Source organism: Paenibacillus uliginis N3/975, assembly GCF_900177425.1.
GTDB classification, from domain to species: Bacteria; Bacillota; Bacilli; order Paenibacillales; family Paenibacillaceae; genus Paenibacillus_AQ; species Paenibacillus_AQ uliginis.
In genome coordinates this window covers 927,001-943,272 of the sequence record NZ_LT840184.1, presented here as the reverse complement: position 1 = coordinate 943,272, position 16,272 = coordinate 927,001, and the positions used below count along the sequence as shown (strand labels likewise).

General features: G+C 47.2%; 13 protein-coding genes. 3 read left to right on the top strand and 10 right to left on the bottom strand.

All coding sequences use genetic code 11. The features are described 5' to 3' along the window. Positions 1-206: 206 nt before the first annotated feature. On the bottom strand, positions 207-815 hold the full coding sequence (locus B9N86_RS04415; RefSeq protein ID WP_208917944.1) for a hypothetical protein: 609 nt from the start codon (positions 813-815) through the stop codon (positions 207-209). 45 nt (positions 816-860) lie between these two features. Between B9N86_RS04415 and B9N86_RS04410 the strand changes: the two genes are divergently transcribed. After that, entirely contained in the window at positions 861-1,229 is a 369-nt protein-coding gene (locus B9N86_RS04410) for a helix-turn-helix domain-containing protein (protein WP_208917943.1), read from the top strand. A 98-nt stretch (positions 1,230-1,327) separates the two neighbouring features. Here B9N86_RS04410 and B9N86_RS04405 read toward each other — a convergent pair whose 3' ends face one another. The 5 genes from B9N86_RS04405 to B9N86_RS04390 form a co-directional block, all read right to left on the bottom strand. Further along, positions 1,328-1,477 (bottom strand): hypothetical protein, encoded by a 150-nt coding sequence (locus B9N86_RS04405; protein WP_208917942.1) that lies wholly within the window; start codon positions 1,475-1,477, stop codon positions 1,328-1,330. 257 nt (positions 1,478-1,734) lie between these two features. Next, entirely contained in the window at positions 1,735-6,333 is a 4,599-nt protein-coding gene (gene gltB, locus B9N86_RS04400; protein ID WP_208917941.1) for a glutamate synthase large subunit, read from the bottom strand. Between the two features lie 342 nt (positions 6,334-6,675). Further along, positions 6,676-8,946, bottom strand: a complete 2,271-nt coding sequence (locus B9N86_RS04395) for a YhgE/Pip domain-containing protein (protein ID WP_208917940.1) — start codon at positions 8,944-8,946, stop codon at positions 6,676-6,678. Between the two features lie 55 nt (positions 8,947-9,001). Then, positions 9,002-9,139, bottom strand: coding sequence for a hypothetical protein (locus B9N86_RS29950; protein ID WP_210190639.1), 138 nt, complete (start codon positions 9,137-9,139; stop codon positions 9,002-9,004). 83 nt (positions 9,140-9,222) lie between these two features. After that, positions 9,223-9,804 carry a TetR/AcrR family transcriptional regulator gene (locus B9N86_RS04390; RefSeq protein ID WP_208917939.1) on the bottom strand — a complete coding sequence of 194 codons (582 nt, stop codon included), beginning with the start codon at positions 9,802-9,804 and terminating at the stop codon, positions 9,223-9,225. 304 nt (positions 9,805-10,108) lie between these two features. Between B9N86_RS04390 and B9N86_RS04385 the strand changes: the two genes are divergently transcribed. Then, positions 10,109-11,272, top strand: a complete 1,164-nt coding sequence (locus B9N86_RS04385) for an MGDG synthase family glycosyltransferase (RefSeq protein ID WP_208917938.1) — start codon at positions 10,109-10,111, stop codon at positions 11,270-11,272. Between the two features lie 134 nt (positions 11,273-11,406). Here the strand turns inward: B9N86_RS04385 and B9N86_RS04380 are convergent, their stop codons facing one another. The 3 genes from B9N86_RS04380 to thpR form a co-directional block, all read right to left on the bottom strand. Beyond that, a complete protein-coding gene (locus B9N86_RS04380) occupies positions 11,407-12,090 on the bottom strand; it encodes a metal-dependent hydrolase (protein WP_208917937.1) in 684 nt (227 codons plus the stop codon). 44 nt (positions 12,091-12,134) lie between these two features. After that, on the bottom strand, positions 12,135-13,016 hold the full coding sequence (locus B9N86_RS04375) for a cell wall hydrolase (protein ID WP_208917936.1): 882 nt from the start codon (positions 13,014-13,016) through the stop codon (positions 12,135-12,137). 92 nt (positions 13,017-13,108) lie between these two features. Further along, positions 13,109-13,732: an RNA 2',3'-cyclic phosphodiesterase gene (gene thpR / locus B9N86_RS04370; protein ID WP_244562941.1), complete on the bottom strand. Its 624-nt coding sequence runs from the start codon at positions 13,730-13,732 to the stop codon at positions 13,109-13,111. 273 nt (positions 13,733-14,005) lie between these two features. On the opposite strand from thpR, the gene B9N86_RS04365 reads away from it, so the two are divergent. Then, positions 14,006-14,959 (top strand): D-2-hydroxyacid dehydrogenase, encoded by a 954-nt coding sequence (locus B9N86_RS04365; RefSeq protein WP_208917935.1) that lies wholly within the window; start codon positions 14,006-14,008, stop codon positions 14,957-14,959. A 264-nt stretch (positions 14,960-15,223) separates the two neighbouring features. Here B9N86_RS04365 and B9N86_RS04360 read toward each other — a convergent pair whose 3' ends face one another. After that, positions 15,224-16,195 (bottom strand): methyltransferase domain-containing protein, encoded by a 972-nt coding sequence (locus tag B9N86_RS04360; protein ID WP_208917934.1) that lies wholly within the window; start codon positions 16,193-16,195, stop codon positions 15,224-15,226. Positions 16,196-16,272 lie beyond the last annotated feature (77 nt).

Here is a 16,272-nt window from a genome sequence, read left to right as displayed (position 1 = left end):
ATGTATCTCCCTGCAAATATATGATAGCCTATTTAAGAAACATACTGTATCTACAATAGGGACTATTCTATAGATTGCTACTTCTGTCTCCCGATACCTCTCTATAAAAATAGTCCAGCGCCATCCACTTAAGAGGGCGCCAGGATATAAGGTAAAAGAACTAATGACCAAGCAACGTAAATATAGTAAAATGTTTGTAACCAAAATTATTGAATCATAGTATTTATCAGTCGACGGGACGGGTTGTTGTTTAATCCCGTTCCGAGCTTATTGTAGAGAACAATCGGCGATTCACAGAGGTAATGGCACATCATCCGGTTTAACATACCCGTGATCCGAAGTTTCTCATTCTCGGAGACCTGCAGTCTGGCTGTATACAGACTGTTTTCTTTCCATAGCTCTTTCGTCAAGGAACCTCCAGTAACCCGTAAGAGGTCATAAGAATCATCCAATTCATAACAAAACTTCACATTCGGGGACAAAGAAATATTCCATGGACACAGGAAAAGAAGTTTTTCCGGGCTCAGCTCAAGCGGGATAATCTGATGGCTTTGACCATGGATGTTTAGCCGTCCGATAGAGGTAACTGATATCCCGACATTTATGGATCTACGTCCATTACTTGACATATAAATATTCATTTTACTCCTTCTTTTCCGTGATTTTCTGGTATGAGACATCTGGCTCATGGATAAAATGATACTAATCGTCACACCGAGATACGGATTGTATCCTTTATCATCTCCAATATTACGATACAATATGTATCTCGTCAATATGAAATACGTTCGGATGAACCATTTGAATTTATCCATACGCTTCTATAGAGCATTCCCAAGCAATCGGAGGAGGACCCTAGCATGAATTACGGAAATCGAATAGCAGAATTACGGGAAAAGCGGGGCTGGACCCAGGAAGAATTAGCAACAACGGTGGGGATAACTCGTGCAGCTTTATCTCACTATGAAAAAAATCGTCGCAAGCCGGATTTTGAGACACTTACCCGTCTTGCTGACCGTTTTGATGTTACCATCGACTACTTGATTGGACGGACTAAGCTGGAGAAAATGAACATGGACCCCGACGTCCGTGAATTTGTCGACGACTTAGAATTGTCTGATCACGATCTGCTGGAGCGCTTTAATCTGACCGTAGATGGGCGGAAGCTGACGGAAGAAGAAGCCAAGCGCTTTATAGCTTTTGTAAGAATGGAACGTATGATGAAATAAATATAAATAAGAAGTTACAGAAAAATCCCCGGCAAGCTGATCACATACAGCCTACCGGGGATTTTATCCTCAACTCCCAGATCGGGAATGATGAACATTCATAGTCCTTCTTTCTCTCTTTGAAACTGCAGCCATTTGTCGGGATGGATTCCCATTTGGTCCAGGAGCTTGTAGATGTTTAGGTCTGTCTTTGTTTGCTGCACCTGTCTTTCACTTTGCCCTGATCCGGCCTCTTTCTCTACATTCATCTTTCTCCAACCTCACTTCTCATCTACTTTTGGCTCTCCATCCCTAATGTATTCTACTTCGTTGAATAATTTTTTTACTTACTTATCGATATTATACCTGACCCACGCCTATAGTACTGTCGTCTGTTGGAACCATTGTCCTACCGTTTGGTTCTATTTTTGTCGAATACTAAGAAAACACGATGCGTTCTATATAGATCGCATCGTGTTTTCTTATAAAACGAGTTTGATAAAATAGGTCTTATAAATCAGATCAACTAATTGCCGCCTGTGCGGGCCAACTCACGCATATTTGCTTCAAAGGCAGCAAGCAGCGCAGCTTCCCCAGTCAGCCCCTGTTCCTGAACCTTCTCGATCTGCAGCATCATCCGCTTGTAATCTTTCGGAATGACACGAACGAATTGTTTGAGCGACTGGTCCCAGTCAGCCAAAATATTCTGTGCCAGACTGCTGTCTGTATAGATGGAATGGCGCTGGATCATACCGAATATAGCAGAAGCTTCTTTCGGGTCTTCCACGCGTTCCAGAAGGACCATCTCCAGATTACAGAGATTAACCAACATTCCCTTCGGGTCATATACATAGGCAATCCCGCCCGACATTCCGGCTGCAAAGTTACGTCCCGTATCTCCAAGAACGACAACCCGCCCGCCTGTCATGTATTCACAGCCGTGGTCACCTACGCCCTCTACTACGATATGGCCGCCCGAGTTACGGACCGCAAAACGTTCACCTGCAATACCACGCACATAGGCTTCTCCACCCGTTGCTCCGTAAAATGCGGTGTTACCGGCGATGATATTTTCCTCGGCTACGAAGGTCGACTTTGCTGATGGCTTGACAATGATCTTGCCCCCGGAAAGTCCCTTTCCGATGTAATCATTGCTGTCCCCCTCCACGATAAGCGTCATTCCTTTGGGTACAAACGCACCAAAACTCTGTCCTGCTGATCCATCAAAGGTGAACTGAATCGTATCCTCCGGCAGTCCGGCTGCTCCGTATTTACGTGTCACTTCACTACCCAGGATCGTACCTACCGCGCGATCCACATTCGTAATGGGGAATCGGCCTTGAACCGAAGCCCCTGATTCCAGCGCAGGAGCTGCACTGTCCATCAGGAAGCGCAGATCGAGCGTGTCCTCCAGACCGTGATTCTGACGCTTGGTGCGGAATCTGGAGCTGCCTTCAGGAAGCTCTGGAGAATGTAGAAGAGCGGAAATGTCGATTCCTTTCTTCTTCCAGTGATCATCCGCCTTCACCGCGTCCAGACAATCGGTCCGGCCCACCATCTCCTCAATCGTACGGAAACCGAGTGAAGCCATAAGCTCACGAACATCTTGGGCGATAAAGGTCATAAAATTGACGACATGCGCCGGATCTCCGGTGAAGTTCTTCCGTAGCTCCGGATTCTGTGTTGCTACGCCAACCGGACAGGTGTCCATCTGGCATACACGCATCATAATGCAGCCGATCGCAACAAGCGGGGCTGTGGAGAAACCGTACTCCTCGGCACCCAGCATGGCAGCGACGATCAAGTCACGGCCACTCAACATCTTTCCGTCAGTCTCCAGCACGACACGGTCGCGCAGGTTGTTCAGAATCAATGTCTGATGGGTTTCGGCAAGTCCAAGCTCCCACGGCATGCCTGCATGACGGATAGAACCTTGTGGGGATGCACCTGTGCCTCCGTCGTAGCCACTCACCAGAATGATATCTGCACGTCCCTTGGCCACACCAGCCGCAATCGTACCGACTCCGACCTCAGACACGAGCTTGACGTTAATATCCGCACGCGGATTCGCATTTTTCAGGTCGTAGATCAGCTCTGCCAAATCCTCAATGGAGTAAATATCGTGATGCGGAGGAGGCGAGATCAGTCCGACACCCGGCGTTGACCCGCGGACTTCAGCTACCCAAGGGTATACTTTCCGTCCAGGCAGCTGTCCGCCTTCACCCGGCTTAGCCCCTTGAGCCATTTTGATCTGGATCTCATCGGCGTTCACCAAATAATTCGATGTTACGCCGAACCGGCCCGAAGCGACCTGCTTGATAGCGCTGCGGCGCGAATCCCCGTTGGCATCCTTCACGAATCGACCCGGGTCTTCACCGCCCTCGCCCGTGTTGCTCTTGCCTCCGATCCGGTTCATCGCGATCGCGAGGCTTTCGTGAGCTTCCTTACTGATGGAGCCAAATGACATCGCCCCGGTTTTGAACCGACGCAAAATATTCTCGATCGGCTCTACTTCCTCAAGCGGAACAGGTTCACCTGCCGGTTTGATCTTAAGCAGCGAACGCAGGGTCAAGTGCTGTTCACTCTCACCTTGCACAAGCTTGGCGTACTGCTTATACAATTCGTAGTCATTCGTGCGGACTGCCTGCTGAAGCAGATGAATCGTTCTAGGGTTAAACAAATGTTCTTCCCCGCCGTTTCTCCATTGATATTCGCCAGCTGAATCAAGCACCTTGTCATTGCCATCCTTGTCGGTAAATGCACGCTCATGATGAGCCAGTGTCTCGGCAGCAACCTCATCCAAACCAATACCGCCGATCCGGGATGGTGTCCATGTAAAGTAGCTATCTACAAACTCCGATTTGAGGCCCACCGCTTCAAAGATCTGTGCGCCACGATATGATTGGATCGTGGAGATCCCCATCTTGGATAATACTTTCACTACGCCTTTACTTGCCGCCTTGATAAAATTCTTAACAGCCTTTTCATGGGAAATGCCACGCAGCATTTTCTCTTGAATCATATCGTCCAGTGTTTCAAATGCCAGATAAGGATTCACTGCACTAACACCATAACCGAGCAAGAGTGCAAAATGATGCACTTCACGAGGCTCGCCGGATTCCAGCAAAATACTGACCTTCGTCCGCGTGCCCTGACGGATAAGATGGTGATGAAGCGTTGATACGGCGAGCAGTGATGGAATCGCCGCATTTTCCTTATCTACACCGCGGTCGGACAGGATCAGAATGTTATGCCCTTTAGCGATAACCCGGTCTGCCGCCTCACACAATCCCGTCAAAGCTTGACGGAGCCCCTCGGCACCATCAGCAGCTATAAAGAAAATAGGGATGGTCATGGACTTAAAGCCCGGACGATGCACATGGCGGATTTTTGCAAAATCTTCGTTGGAGAGCACCGGGGAATCCAACTGGATATGACGGCAACTCTCAGGCTCAGGATTCAGCAGGTTCCGCTCAGGTCCTATCGTCGTAGCCGTCGATGTGATCAATTCCTCACGGATGGCATCGATCGGCGGATTCGTCACTTGGGCAAACATCTGCTTGAAATAATTAAACAGACGCTGTGGGCGATCCGACAGCACGGCAAGCGGAGCATCGTATCCCATGGATGCGATCGCCTCGGCTCCCGTCAGAGCCATAGGCTCAATCACTTTACGCAGCTCTTCGAATGTGTAGCCAAATGACTGTTGCAGCTGACGCACATTTTCGTGTTTCGGATTCGGCAGCTCCTTCGCTTCCGGAAGATCCTCCAAATTCACGAGATGCTCATCTAGCCAATCCCGGTAAGGCAGTTCCGCAGCAATACTCGCTCTGACCTCTTCGTCGGATATGATACGCCCTTCCTTCGTGTCGACCAGCAGCATCCGTCCAGGACGCAGACGGTCTTTATACAGCACATTTTCCGCAGGGATATCGAGTACGCCCGCCTCGGAAGACAGAACAATTAAATCGTCCTTGGTGACATAGTAACGTGACGGACGAAGTCCATTGCGGTCCAATGTAGCACCAATCTGAATACCGTCAGTAAACGCCATCGCTGCTGGTCCGTCCCACGGTTCCATCAATGTGCTGTGATATTCATAGAATGATTTTTTTGTTTCATCCATGCTTTCGTGGTTGTTCCATGGCTCCGGTACCATCATCATCGCAACATGTGGCAGGGAGCGTCCGCTCAAGTACAGGAACTCAAACGTATTATCAAACATGCCCGTATCGGATCCGTCCGGATTGATGACCGGTTTGACTTTGTCCAGATCACTTCCGAACAACTTATTCTCAAAGAGAGACTGACGGGCATGCATCCAGTTCACATTTCCGCGCAGGGTATTGATTTCACCATTATGAATCATGAAGCGGTACGGATGGGCACGTTCCCAGCTAGGAAATGTGTTCGTGCTGAAACGGGAGTGGACGAGCGCAATGGCCGATTCAACTCGTGAATCTTGCAGATCCACAAAAAACTGTCCGACCTGAACTGTCGTCAGCATGCCTTTGTATACAATTTTGCGGCAAGAAAGACTGGATACATAAAAAGTGTCCCCTTCAGGCACGTCACTGTAACGAATGGCAAGTTCAGCTCTTCTGCGGATCACATAAAGCTTCCGTTCGAAGCTGAGATCATCCTGAATATCCTCACTGCGTCCAATAAATACTTGGCGGACATAAGGCTTTGCTGCCTTTGCGGATTTACCCAGCATTTCATCGTTCGTCGGCACGTCACGGAAGCCTAGCAGTGTCTGTCCTTCCTCTGCAATAATCGCTGCAAGCTGCTCCTCGTGATCAGCCCGTACGCTTGGATCATGAGACAAGAACAGCATGCCTGCTCCGTAATTACCCTGCTCCGGCAACGCAAATCCAAGGCGCTGAGCCTCTGCGACAAAAAAAGCATGCGGGATTTGCATCATAATTCCTGCGCCGTCACCTGAGTTCGGTTCACTTCCTTGACCGCCGCGGTGCTCCATGTTGCCGAGCATCGTGAGTGCCTGACTTACGATATCATGGGATGGTCTTCCTTTAATATGAGCAACAAAACCCATTCCGCAGGCGTCTTTCTCAAACTGCGGATCATAGAGTCCCTGTTTCTGGGGGAAAGCGGTATGTTTCATAATATGCAACCTTTCTGTTACAAAGTAATACTGCACTTTATCAGCTCAGTATGAAGGGCATGTAGGCTGTTTAGGCCTTCCGGTTGGGGGGAGGAATATGCAGAATGATGCAATTTTGTGCAAAAATAAGTGGAGCACGATTAATGAATAACACGATAAGTTAGATTAGTGTTATTATTTTATCACCCCCTGTAATATCAGTGCAATTCAAACTTTTTATAAATACGATAAGATTTGTTTTTATGATTCCACTCACAAAAAAAGGAATATATCCATGTATTTTAATACAAAAAAAAGAACAAAAAAGACATTCCGAATCAATCGGAATGTCTTTTAGTTATGTTATGCAGTAGCCGGGGCCTGAGTTTCCGACTTCACTTTTTTCAAATGACGGTTCGTTAAGAAATAAACGGCCGTCAAGATCAGGAATACACCACCGAAGATTCCCAGTACTCCGGCGCTTCCCCACATGTGTCCTGTATCTCCTGTCGATATAACAGCTTTAAATCCATCTACACTGTACGTCATCGGCAGCAGCGGATTCAGAACCTTCATCCAGTCTGGAATTAATTCAAGAGGGAAGGTTCCTGCACTCGTCGTAAGTTGGAAAATGAGAATGACGATGACAACGAACCGTCCAGGCATATCAAGCCAAGTAACGAAGGCTTGAACCAGGAACATGTAAGACAAACTTGTAATGATAGCAAACAGATAGAACAATGGTACATTTTGAACTTCTAGATTCAATCCGTACAGAACAAGTACGACAGCTAGCAGCGCTTGTATAAGACCCATGCCTGCAAATGACAGTGTACGGCTGACGAACCGGTTCATTCTGGACGCATCTGCCACAGATGTTTCATAGATTGGCATAACGATTGACGAAATCAACGCTCCGACAAACAAGCCAAGGGACAGGAAGTATGGAGCAAATCCCGTACCATAATTAGGTACTTCACTTACTTTATGCTCATCTACTTTAACGGGTTCCGCAAACATATTGACGGTTTCATCCGTTGTTTTCACTTCTCCGGTCTTGTCAGCTGCTTCTTTCAGCTTGTCTGCAAGCTCTCCGGAACCTTCTTTCAGTGTACCCATTCCATTTAGCAGTTCACCAGCACCAGCATCAAGCTGCTTAGAGCCGTCTGCCAGAGTAGTAACGCCACTGCCCAGTTTTCCGGCACCTCCTGCAAGCTGCTCCGTACCTTTGTTCAGAGCAACCGCGCCACTTGCAAGCTCTTTGCTGCCCGCAGCCGCTTCTCCCAGCTTCGTGCCAAACAGCTTCATTCCTTCAGACAACTTGCCTTGACCTGCGTTCAACTGCTTCATGCCTTCGAGAAGCTGCTGATTACCTGCAGCCAGCTGCTTGCCACCCTGTGACAGCTGCTCTGCTCCTGTGCTGAGCTTGCCTGCGCCTGCACTGAGCTCGGTAGTTCCCTGTTTAAGCTGTGATGCTCCTGCAGCCAACTGTTTCTGCCCTGCATTCAGCTCAGCACTTCCCGCAGCCACTGCCTGGCTCGTTGCGAGCAGTTTCTGAACTTCAGGAATAGCTGCGAGTTCAGGGTTGATTTCGGTCAGCATTTTGAGACCTTCAGCTACACCTTTAGAACCCTGCTCAATAGCAGCTGTGCCCTCCAGTGATTTCTTCAGTCCGGCTTCCAGCTGATTGCTGCCTTCAACCGTACGATCAGCACCTGCTTTCAGTGCTGCAGCTCCACTCTGGTTAGCCTGCAAGCCTTCGGACAGCGTATTACTTCCTGCCGCAGACGATTCAATTCCCGCCTGAAGCTTCGCTCCACCCTGACGGGCATCTTGAGCTCCTGTTTCCAGCTGCTTATGTCCCGACTGCAGCTGTACTAAACCGGAGGACAAGGTTCCTGCACCTGAGTTCAAAGCACTAGCCCCTTTGTTTAAATCCTCAACGCCCTTCGTCAGAGGCTCGATTCCTGCTACCAGCTCTTCCGTGCCGTCGACCATTTTGGCCAGGTTTTCTTTAAGCTTCAATGTTCCTTCATCCAGCTCCTGAGCACCATCGGAAATTTTTGTAGCTCCGTCTCCGGCTTCCTGAAGACCATCGGACACTTTTTCCACTTGCTCAAATAGTGTCTCCGTATAGGCTTCGGTTACTTTAGCGGATACCTTCGATTGAATTTCCTTTACTGCAGTGCCGCCGATCTGGCCTGCCAAAAAGTTATAGCCCTCATTCGGTTCAAACAGTAATTTTGCAGGCTCCGGATGGTCATCCATTAGCGTTGTTGCCTGCTGTGAGAAATTGTCGGGGATCGTAATCGTCATATAATACTTATTGTTGCGCATCCCCTCTTCGGCTTGCCCACGATTTACGAACTCCCACTGAAAATCGTTGCCTTTCTTCAGTTCATCAACCAAATCCTTGCCTACCTCAAGCGTCTTCCCTTCATATACCGCACCCTGATCGTTATTGATCACAGCTACAGGCAGTTCATTCATTTTACCGTACGGATCCCAAAAGGCTCCGAGGAACATGCCGCTGTACATGACCGGGATGAACAAAACGGCGATAATCGGGATCAGAATTTTCGGATTCCGTGCCGCACTAGTAAGATCTTTAAAAAACACTGATAATGATTTCATCCAGTCTCTCTCCTTTTTTTATAGATACAGCAGCTTAGTGCCGACATCATTGTCCTCAAGGGACTCTTTTTATAGTATAGTTCTCTCCACCAATACCGATTGACCATTTACCCCATTCGGTCAGTTCGACCGAAAAAAAAACACCTTGTAACACCGTCTGCTGTATAGCAGAATAAACTCCCTTACCGTTCATAGAGACAAGAAAAATTGTGTCGCATTTTCTTAAGTCCCAGCATTCTCGTCTCTATGTACTGACGACTGTTTAGCAGATTTGGCTCAGCCCGGAGACCTTAATCCTTCTGCCAAAAAAAGCAGCATGTACTCCTTGATTTGCTCTTTTTGAAGCGGTTCTCGCAGGTTGTTGAAATCCGCCGTCAGTGCTGCATAGAGCCTCAACATTACAAAAGATACCACTTGGGGATCACAGGGCTTAATCTCTCCGTTTCGGATGGAATTCTCCACTATCCCCTGTAAATATCCCACAATCACGTTCTCCACCTTAGTCAGGCTGTCATTTGCCTTAGGTGTACCAAATTCCCGCTGTTCCTGTGATAGCTTGATAAACAGCGCGTGCTCATCCCGGAACTCGAGCAAAGCATCCAGTACACAGTACAAATTATCAAAGAAATCTCTGTCTTCACGAATTGTTCGTTCAGCTATGCGCTTCAGTTCTAATATTGCCCCATGCAGGATCTCATCAAACAGCTCTTCCTTATTCGTGAAAAACGTATAAATGGTTCCTTTACCTACGTTCGCAATCTTCGCCACCTGATCCATCGTCGTCGCCTTATACCCAAATAACGCAAACGATTTTGCGGCAGCTTCCAGCACCTGCTTCCGACGATCAACCGCTGACAAGCTAACCCCTCCTTGATTCTCGTATTCCTACGAACTGACCAAAAAACATTTTCGGTCACCCGGTCAAAAACCACTTTATCAGAATCCTTCCTGTAATGCAATACTTTTTGTGAAAAAAAATGAAATTTTTCATTTTTTTCATCGCAGGGGTACTGAAAAGTTTTTGCGTCTAATAAATAGATGAAAGAATGAAATGCTTTGCGAATTTGAGCGTATATTACTATACATGTATTTTTTTTAACGCCGCTCTTCAAAAAATGATTCCTATTTTGTAAGATAGAGGGAGAAAGAAGAAGGTGAAATTATGCGAAAAATTAGAGTGCTCCTATTTTCGGAGGGATTCGGCACAGGTCATACGCAAGCGGCGTACGCTTTGGCAGAAGGGCTAAAGCGTAAAAATCCCAACATACAGTGCCGCGTTATTGAGCTCGGTAATTTTCTGAATCCAACCGTGGGTCCGCTAATCTTATCGGCGTACCGTAAAACAGTCAGCGTACGTCCGCGGCTTGTGGGCTTGCTCTATCGTTCCCAATATAAAAAATCTTTAAACCGGCTTACACGTCTCGCCCTGCATCGTATTTTTTACGCGCAGGCCGCGCAGGTTATTAACCAGTTAAAGCCCGACGTAATCATCTGTACACATCCATTTCCGAACGCAGTCGTTTCCCGGTTAAAGCGCCAGGGACTCAATGTTCCACTGTATACACTCATAACTGATTATGATGCCCACGGTACTTGGGTCAATTCTGAAGTAGATGAATATCTTGTTTCCACTCCGCAGGTCAAGGAATTGTTGATCCAACGTGAAATATCGCCGGAGTACATACATGTAACCGGTATTCCTGTTCATCCAAAATTTTGGGATCAGGTGAACAAGGAACAGCTGCGGACTGAACTGAAACTCAGCAACATGCCTACGGTTCTGATTATGGGCGGTGGCTGGGGTCTGGTGTTTAGTAAAGACTTGCTTCGCAAGCTTGCATCCAGAGCGAATGACATTCAGCTTGTGTTCTGTATGGGGCAAAACGAAAAATTGATATGCAGCATGCGCGAAAATCCACTGTTCCAGCATCCGAACATTCATGTGCTGGGTTATCGTAAGGATATTCATAAGCTGATGGACGTTTCGGATCTCCTCATTACGAAGCCCGGTGGGATGACATGCACAGAAGGGGCCGCCAAAGCGATCCCTATGCTCTTCTACGAGCCCATTCCCGGGCAGGAGGAAGAGAACTGCCTTTTTTTCGTAAACGAAGGCTTTGGGGAAGTCTTGGACTCTCCTGAGGTTGTAGACAAATGGCTCGACCTTCTGTCCAATCGCTATGATACCGTTGTGAATTATCGCCGCGAATTACTTCGCAGCAGATTGCCTTACTTAGATCCGGACAACTGTGCGGTTCAAGTACTCGGTATGCTGTCTCATGTTGAGGAAGATGATTATTCTGATGTTGTTCATCCTGTTAGCTGATTCGAATTAGTGTAAACACTCCTCTCATTCATATATAACTCACAAAAGGACTGTTCCGACGGTAGGTTTGCCTACCCATCAGAACAGTCCTTTTTTCTAGTTGTCGAAATATGGTTTCTATTATATATTAAAAATCAAATATTTATACTTTCTCCCGGCTTAAGTGGATAACCCTCTAGGCCCGTTTGCCGGAGCCGATCACAGAACAACACAGGGTCCTGCTCAATTTGCGGGAACGTATTGTAATGTACTGGTATCACCTTCTTGGTACGGATCCATTGAGCAGCTAGTAAAGCATCATCGGGGCCCATCGTAAACGCATCGCCGATCGGCAGTGCCGCACACTCGATATTGTTCATTTCCCCAATGAGGCGCATATCACCAAACAGACTTGTGTCCCCAGCATGATAGAATGTCTTGTCCCCGATCGTCAGCAGAACACCAGCAGGCTGTCCAGCATAAATCCAAGTATCCCCTACAGAGATGGATGACGAATGAAAAGCTTGCGTGAATTTCACCTTAAATCCGTTGAATGCAAAGCTCCCGCCAATATTCATTCCTTGAGATTTTACGCCTTGATTAGCACAGTATCCTGCCAGCTCAAAAACAGCGATGACCGGACAATCGTTTCTCTTGGCAATCCCGATACTATCACCAAAATGATCGGCGTGCCCATGGGTAAGAACGACAGCATCTACCTGGATGTCATCAGGCGATATCCCCGAATTGGCATTACCTGAAAGAAACGGATCGATAATGACGCGTATTCCGTTCTCCTCCACCAACATGCACGAATGGCCATAATACGTAATTTTCATAGATCAAAACACACCTCCTGACTATAGTTTACTCAAATCAGGGGTTACTTGTAAAAGGAGTGGTTCCCAATCTTCTTCGCAAATGTTCTTGAATGATGCACCGTAAGGTCCTGAGCAAGTTTCAAAGACAAAAAGAAATAAGTGTCATCGCTCACTGCCTTATGACCATGCAGCGCAGCAGTAACCGCTTTGATCGTTTCTTTGCTCGGGTCGACACGATTAATACGCCCGTTTCCTACCGGACTAAATTGATATTTTTGATAAATAACCTTCTTAATGGTATCGGGAAAATTGGCTGACCGCAGCCGGTTTAAGACAACATTGGCAACTGCCACTTTGCCTTCGTACGGTTCGCCTTCCGCTTCTGCCATCACAATCTTCTGGAGCAGAAGCAGCTCTTCAGCCGACAAAGCGTATTTCCAGGTCGCTTTCTCTTTTTCGTCCTGAGTTAATGTCTTTGTTCTCGTGAAGAATAATGTTTTGGGGGGTTGTTGGCTCTTGGCCTGTGAATTTGCAGCAATTGTCCCCTCTTGTTTCTTAGGCTTGGTCTGGTTTGCAGGCTCTGACTTCGCCGCAGCCTTGGACTTACTCTTAGAAGTTCGGTTTGCGGTATCAATGGTGAACTTATTTCCCTTCAGCCTTGATTCCGGAAAGGACAATATTACGTCTTCTTTCGGTTTCCACTTCTGGAATTGATTTGAAGCATAAAAAGCTGGCAGTACCCTATCACCTTTTTCAGATAAAATTCGACCTGTCATATTCAATTCGGTCTCGGGGATCACCACAGCAGTGTCCTTTTGCGTTTTTTTCTCCCCTTGGCTTGCGTTTGTCTGCATCCCCAGCAGACTTATTAAAGACAAACTCACAAAAAGGGCTCCGACCAGCAGAGCCACCCAGCGGTTTTGCCGTAACATTTTGATACCCATATCTTTCCTCCTATACGTCGGCACATTCCTACTCTATGTAACCCGAAATTCAGGAGATGAAAACAAGGGTCTCCATTGAATCTATGAAAGATTCAACTTCCAAACTCCATTTTCCCCATTATTTCGTACATAGGACTTGAATGCATATTGGTCCGGAACAACACCAAGCCATCGGCTGTCCAGCTTGCTGGTTCTGGTCCTGCTCTTAACAGATCGGAATTTATGTTCCCATCTGTTAATTTCCTTGCCGCTGTGATATGCGGTCTGTAAGGCCTGTCCTCCGCTGCAAAACCCAAAGGTGCCATTGCAGAAGTTACCCGTTGCTGAAGATGCTCAAGCTTCTTCAGCTCCCCTGAAATGCCTGCCCATAGTATGCGCGGAGCAGATGCCGGCCCAAATACGCCGGCCCCTTGAAGACTTAATTGAATAGGCTGTTGTGCAGCAGCGATCGTTCGCAGTGAAGATAATACGGATTCCACACTTCCGGCTTTCGTATCTCCAAGAAACTGCAACGTAATATGATAATCCTGCGGATGCACCCATTTACGAAAAGACAACTGTGTTCCAAGCTCTTGCGTCCACCGTGTAATGCTGTCTGACACCACTTTCGGTAAAGGAATAGCGATGAATAAACGCATGACCGGTTCTGTTTCGGCAGCATTCATAATACAACCTTCTTCCTGCTTCGCAATGGATTTGATGCCATTAGTCTTCACAAAACTCGCACTAAGTTTAACATGATACCACAAAATCGCTAAAAGTGAATGCAAAAAAATGCCATTTGTGAAATGTTCAACTTATGTATTGATGATTAAATGTATTTTTCTGCAAACTTTTTCTGGCCGGAAAATTGTAGCAGAGTACCTCTGTACAGCACGTCGTCCTAGACGTTTCAGTCGTTTCCGAACATGCGCATCACGTTTAAATCTGATAAGATGATCATAAAACCTTGGCATTTTTTTCATTACATTCTCAGGAGGTTAGTTCCCATGCCAAATATTGTTGCCCTGCACGAACTCACGACCGAACAGAAGCAAAAAATAAGAGATATCGCCCCAGATTATGACCTTATTGCAGGCAAGTATAAGGAACTGCCTTCCGGCACGGTGGCTCAGGCGGATATTGTGCTCGGATGGACCAGCTCCGCCACTGAAGAAGCGCTTAGTGATCACAGCCGCATCCGCTGGATTCAGGTATGGTCAGCCGGTGTTGACAGGATGCCTCTTAAAGAGCTGGAGCAAAAAAATATTTTGCTGACCAATGCCAGCGGCGTACATGCTATACCGATTACAGAGCAAATATTCGCGATGCTGCTCGCTTATACCCGCAACCTGCATCATGCCGTCCGGCAGCAATCACAGAGCAAATGGGATAAATCTGGAACATTCCGTGAACTTTCCGGCAAAACAGCTGTCATTGTCGGGGTGGGACAAATCGGCAGTACAACGGCAAAGGTAGCCAAAGCCTTTGGAATGAGGACCGTTGGAGTCCGGAGATCCGGTAAACCCGACCCGAACGTCGATGTCATGTATACCGTGGATCAGCTGGACCAGGCTTTGGCTGAGGGTGATTTTATCATTAACATCCTCCCACTCACCGATGAAACTAAAGGTTTGTATGATGCGGGTCGTTTTGAGGCGATGAAGGACGATGCCTTTTTTGTCAATATGGGAAGAGGTCCAAGCGTGGATACAGAGGCGCTTATCGAAGCGCTGAAATCCGGCCATCTGGCTGGCGCGGGTCTGGACGTTTTTGAACAGGAGCCTCTCCCAAGCGAGCATCCGTTGTGGGGAATGGACAATGTGATCATCACACCACATACAGCAGGTGATACGGTTCATTACACCGAGCGTGTGCTGGATATTTTCCTGGAAAACCTGAAGGCTTATCGCCAAGGCGAAGCTCTGCCTCGCAATGTGATTGATTATGAAAAGGCGTATTGATAAACTGTAGCCTCGCATCACTACGAATTCGGATTATTCTTACGATCGCTGTTGCCCCCAGATTTCTATTAATGTATTAATACAATTGTTAAAATCTGGGGACAAAGGCGACCACTCCGTTTCTCCAAAATAATTCCGCCTTCTCCGTTGGAGTAACTTCAGTATTTCTAGGTACTGCCTTCTCCGTTAAAGTACTTCCATTTCTTTAGTTCAATCTATATAGATGCTTTTTAAAAGTAACTTTCCTTCCGTCTTCATCACCAATTATGAGCACAGCCATATATCACGTACGAAGGTACCTTTTGTGACTTGAGCATATCCGAGTACCTGCCATCCTGTTTGATTCAGTATGTCTTTTAAAGGTTCGGTGCTTACAATAACCGCACGCTTCGTCAGCCTTCTGAGGCTGCCAAGCATCCGAAGCTTGTCTTCCAGCGGAAATACCGAGCAGACGTTGTAAGGTAGATCCAGTAATGCCGTGTTGTAACTTCCCTGCAGATCATTCATATCTCCGAGCATAACCAATGTATCGGAATACCCGTAATGCCGCAGGTTCACCCTCGCACCCCGAACGGCCAACGGATTGATATCGCAGCCTTCTATGTTCAGCCCCATCGATAAAGCCTCAATCAGCACGTTCCCCATTCCGCAGCACGGGTCCAGCATCTGAACGCCTTCCGTGTCAGGAGCGGCGATATTTACAAGAGCGCGTGCTACCCGAGAGCTGAGTCCGGTGGAGTAATTTTGAGGTTTCTGCTTATGAGACAGCCAGGCACGCTCAGGATAATGACATACACCGAATAGCCAGCTGCCGTATCGGTACAATAATCCAAAGGTAATATCTGGTGACTTCATATTAGCTTTTCCGCTAATCTTTCCCCCTACCAGACGTTCAACTCCGCGCTGCTCATCATAACTGAGCTTGTCCCCTGCCTTTATATAGACCACTTTGAAGCTGAAGTCTGTAAGCTGTATGGAGGAGGCTTGTTCCGCAATCTCTTGGATCGTGTCTCCGGTTAGCAGGACGTCCATCCTTGCAGATAAAAATGGACTTCTGTCCGGATCGATCTTATGCTCACTGTGAATCCATGAGCTTCCGATTTTGGATTCCTGTCCTAGCAGCTCACGCAGCTCCAGCATGCACAGATCCTGTTCCGATTCATGACATGCAAAAGTATAAGTGTATTGGTAACGACCTTCGGTCGTAAAGTTTGTTAAAAATTCGTAGTTTATCATGCCTGTCATCATTCTTTCATCGTTGGTTTAGTTTCCGAATCGCGAGACAAGATCCAGTACACTTCATCTAATCCCGC

Coding starts and splice junctions, on each gene's coding strand:
- B9N86_RS04375 (WP_208917936.1), bottom strand. CDS start 13,016: ATGGGTATCAAAATGTTACGGCAAAACCGCTGGGTGGCTCTGCTGGTC.
- gltB (WP_208917941.1), bottom strand. CDS start 6,333: ATGAAACATACCGCTTTCCCCCAGAAACAGGGACTCTATGATCCGCAG.
- B9N86_RS29950 (WP_210190639.1), bottom strand. CDS start 9,139: ATGAACGGTAAGGGAGTTTATTCTGCTATACAGCAGACGGTGTTACAA.
- B9N86_RS04385 (WP_208917938.1), top strand. CDS start 10,109: ATGCGAAAAATTAGAGTGCTCCTATTTTCGGAGGGATTCGGCACAGGT.
- B9N86_RS04405 (WP_208917942.1), bottom strand. CDS start 1,477: ATGAATGTAGAGAAAGAGGCCGGATCAGGGCAAAGTGAAAGACAGGTG.
- B9N86_RS04380 (WP_208917937.1), bottom strand. CDS start 12,090: ATGAAAATTACGTATTATGGCCATTCGTGCATGTTGGTGGAGGAGAAC.
- B9N86_RS04395 (WP_208917940.1), bottom strand. CDS start 8,946: ATGAAATCATTATCAGTGTTTTTTAAAGATCTTACTAGTGCGGCACGG.
- B9N86_RS04365 (WP_208917935.1), top strand. CDS start 14,006: ATGCCAAATATTGTTGCCCTGCACGAACTCACGACCGAACAGAAGCAA.
- B9N86_RS04415 (WP_208917944.1), bottom strand. CDS start 815: ATGGATAAATTCAAATGGTTCATCCGAACGTATTTCATATTGACGAGA.
- B9N86_RS04410 (WP_208917943.1), top strand. CDS start 861: ATGAATTACGGAAATCGAATAGCAGAATTACGGGAAAAGCGGGGCTGG.
- B9N86_RS04360 (WP_208917934.1), bottom strand. CDS start 16,195: ATGATAAACTACGAATTTTTAACAAACTTTACGACCGAAGGTCGTTAC.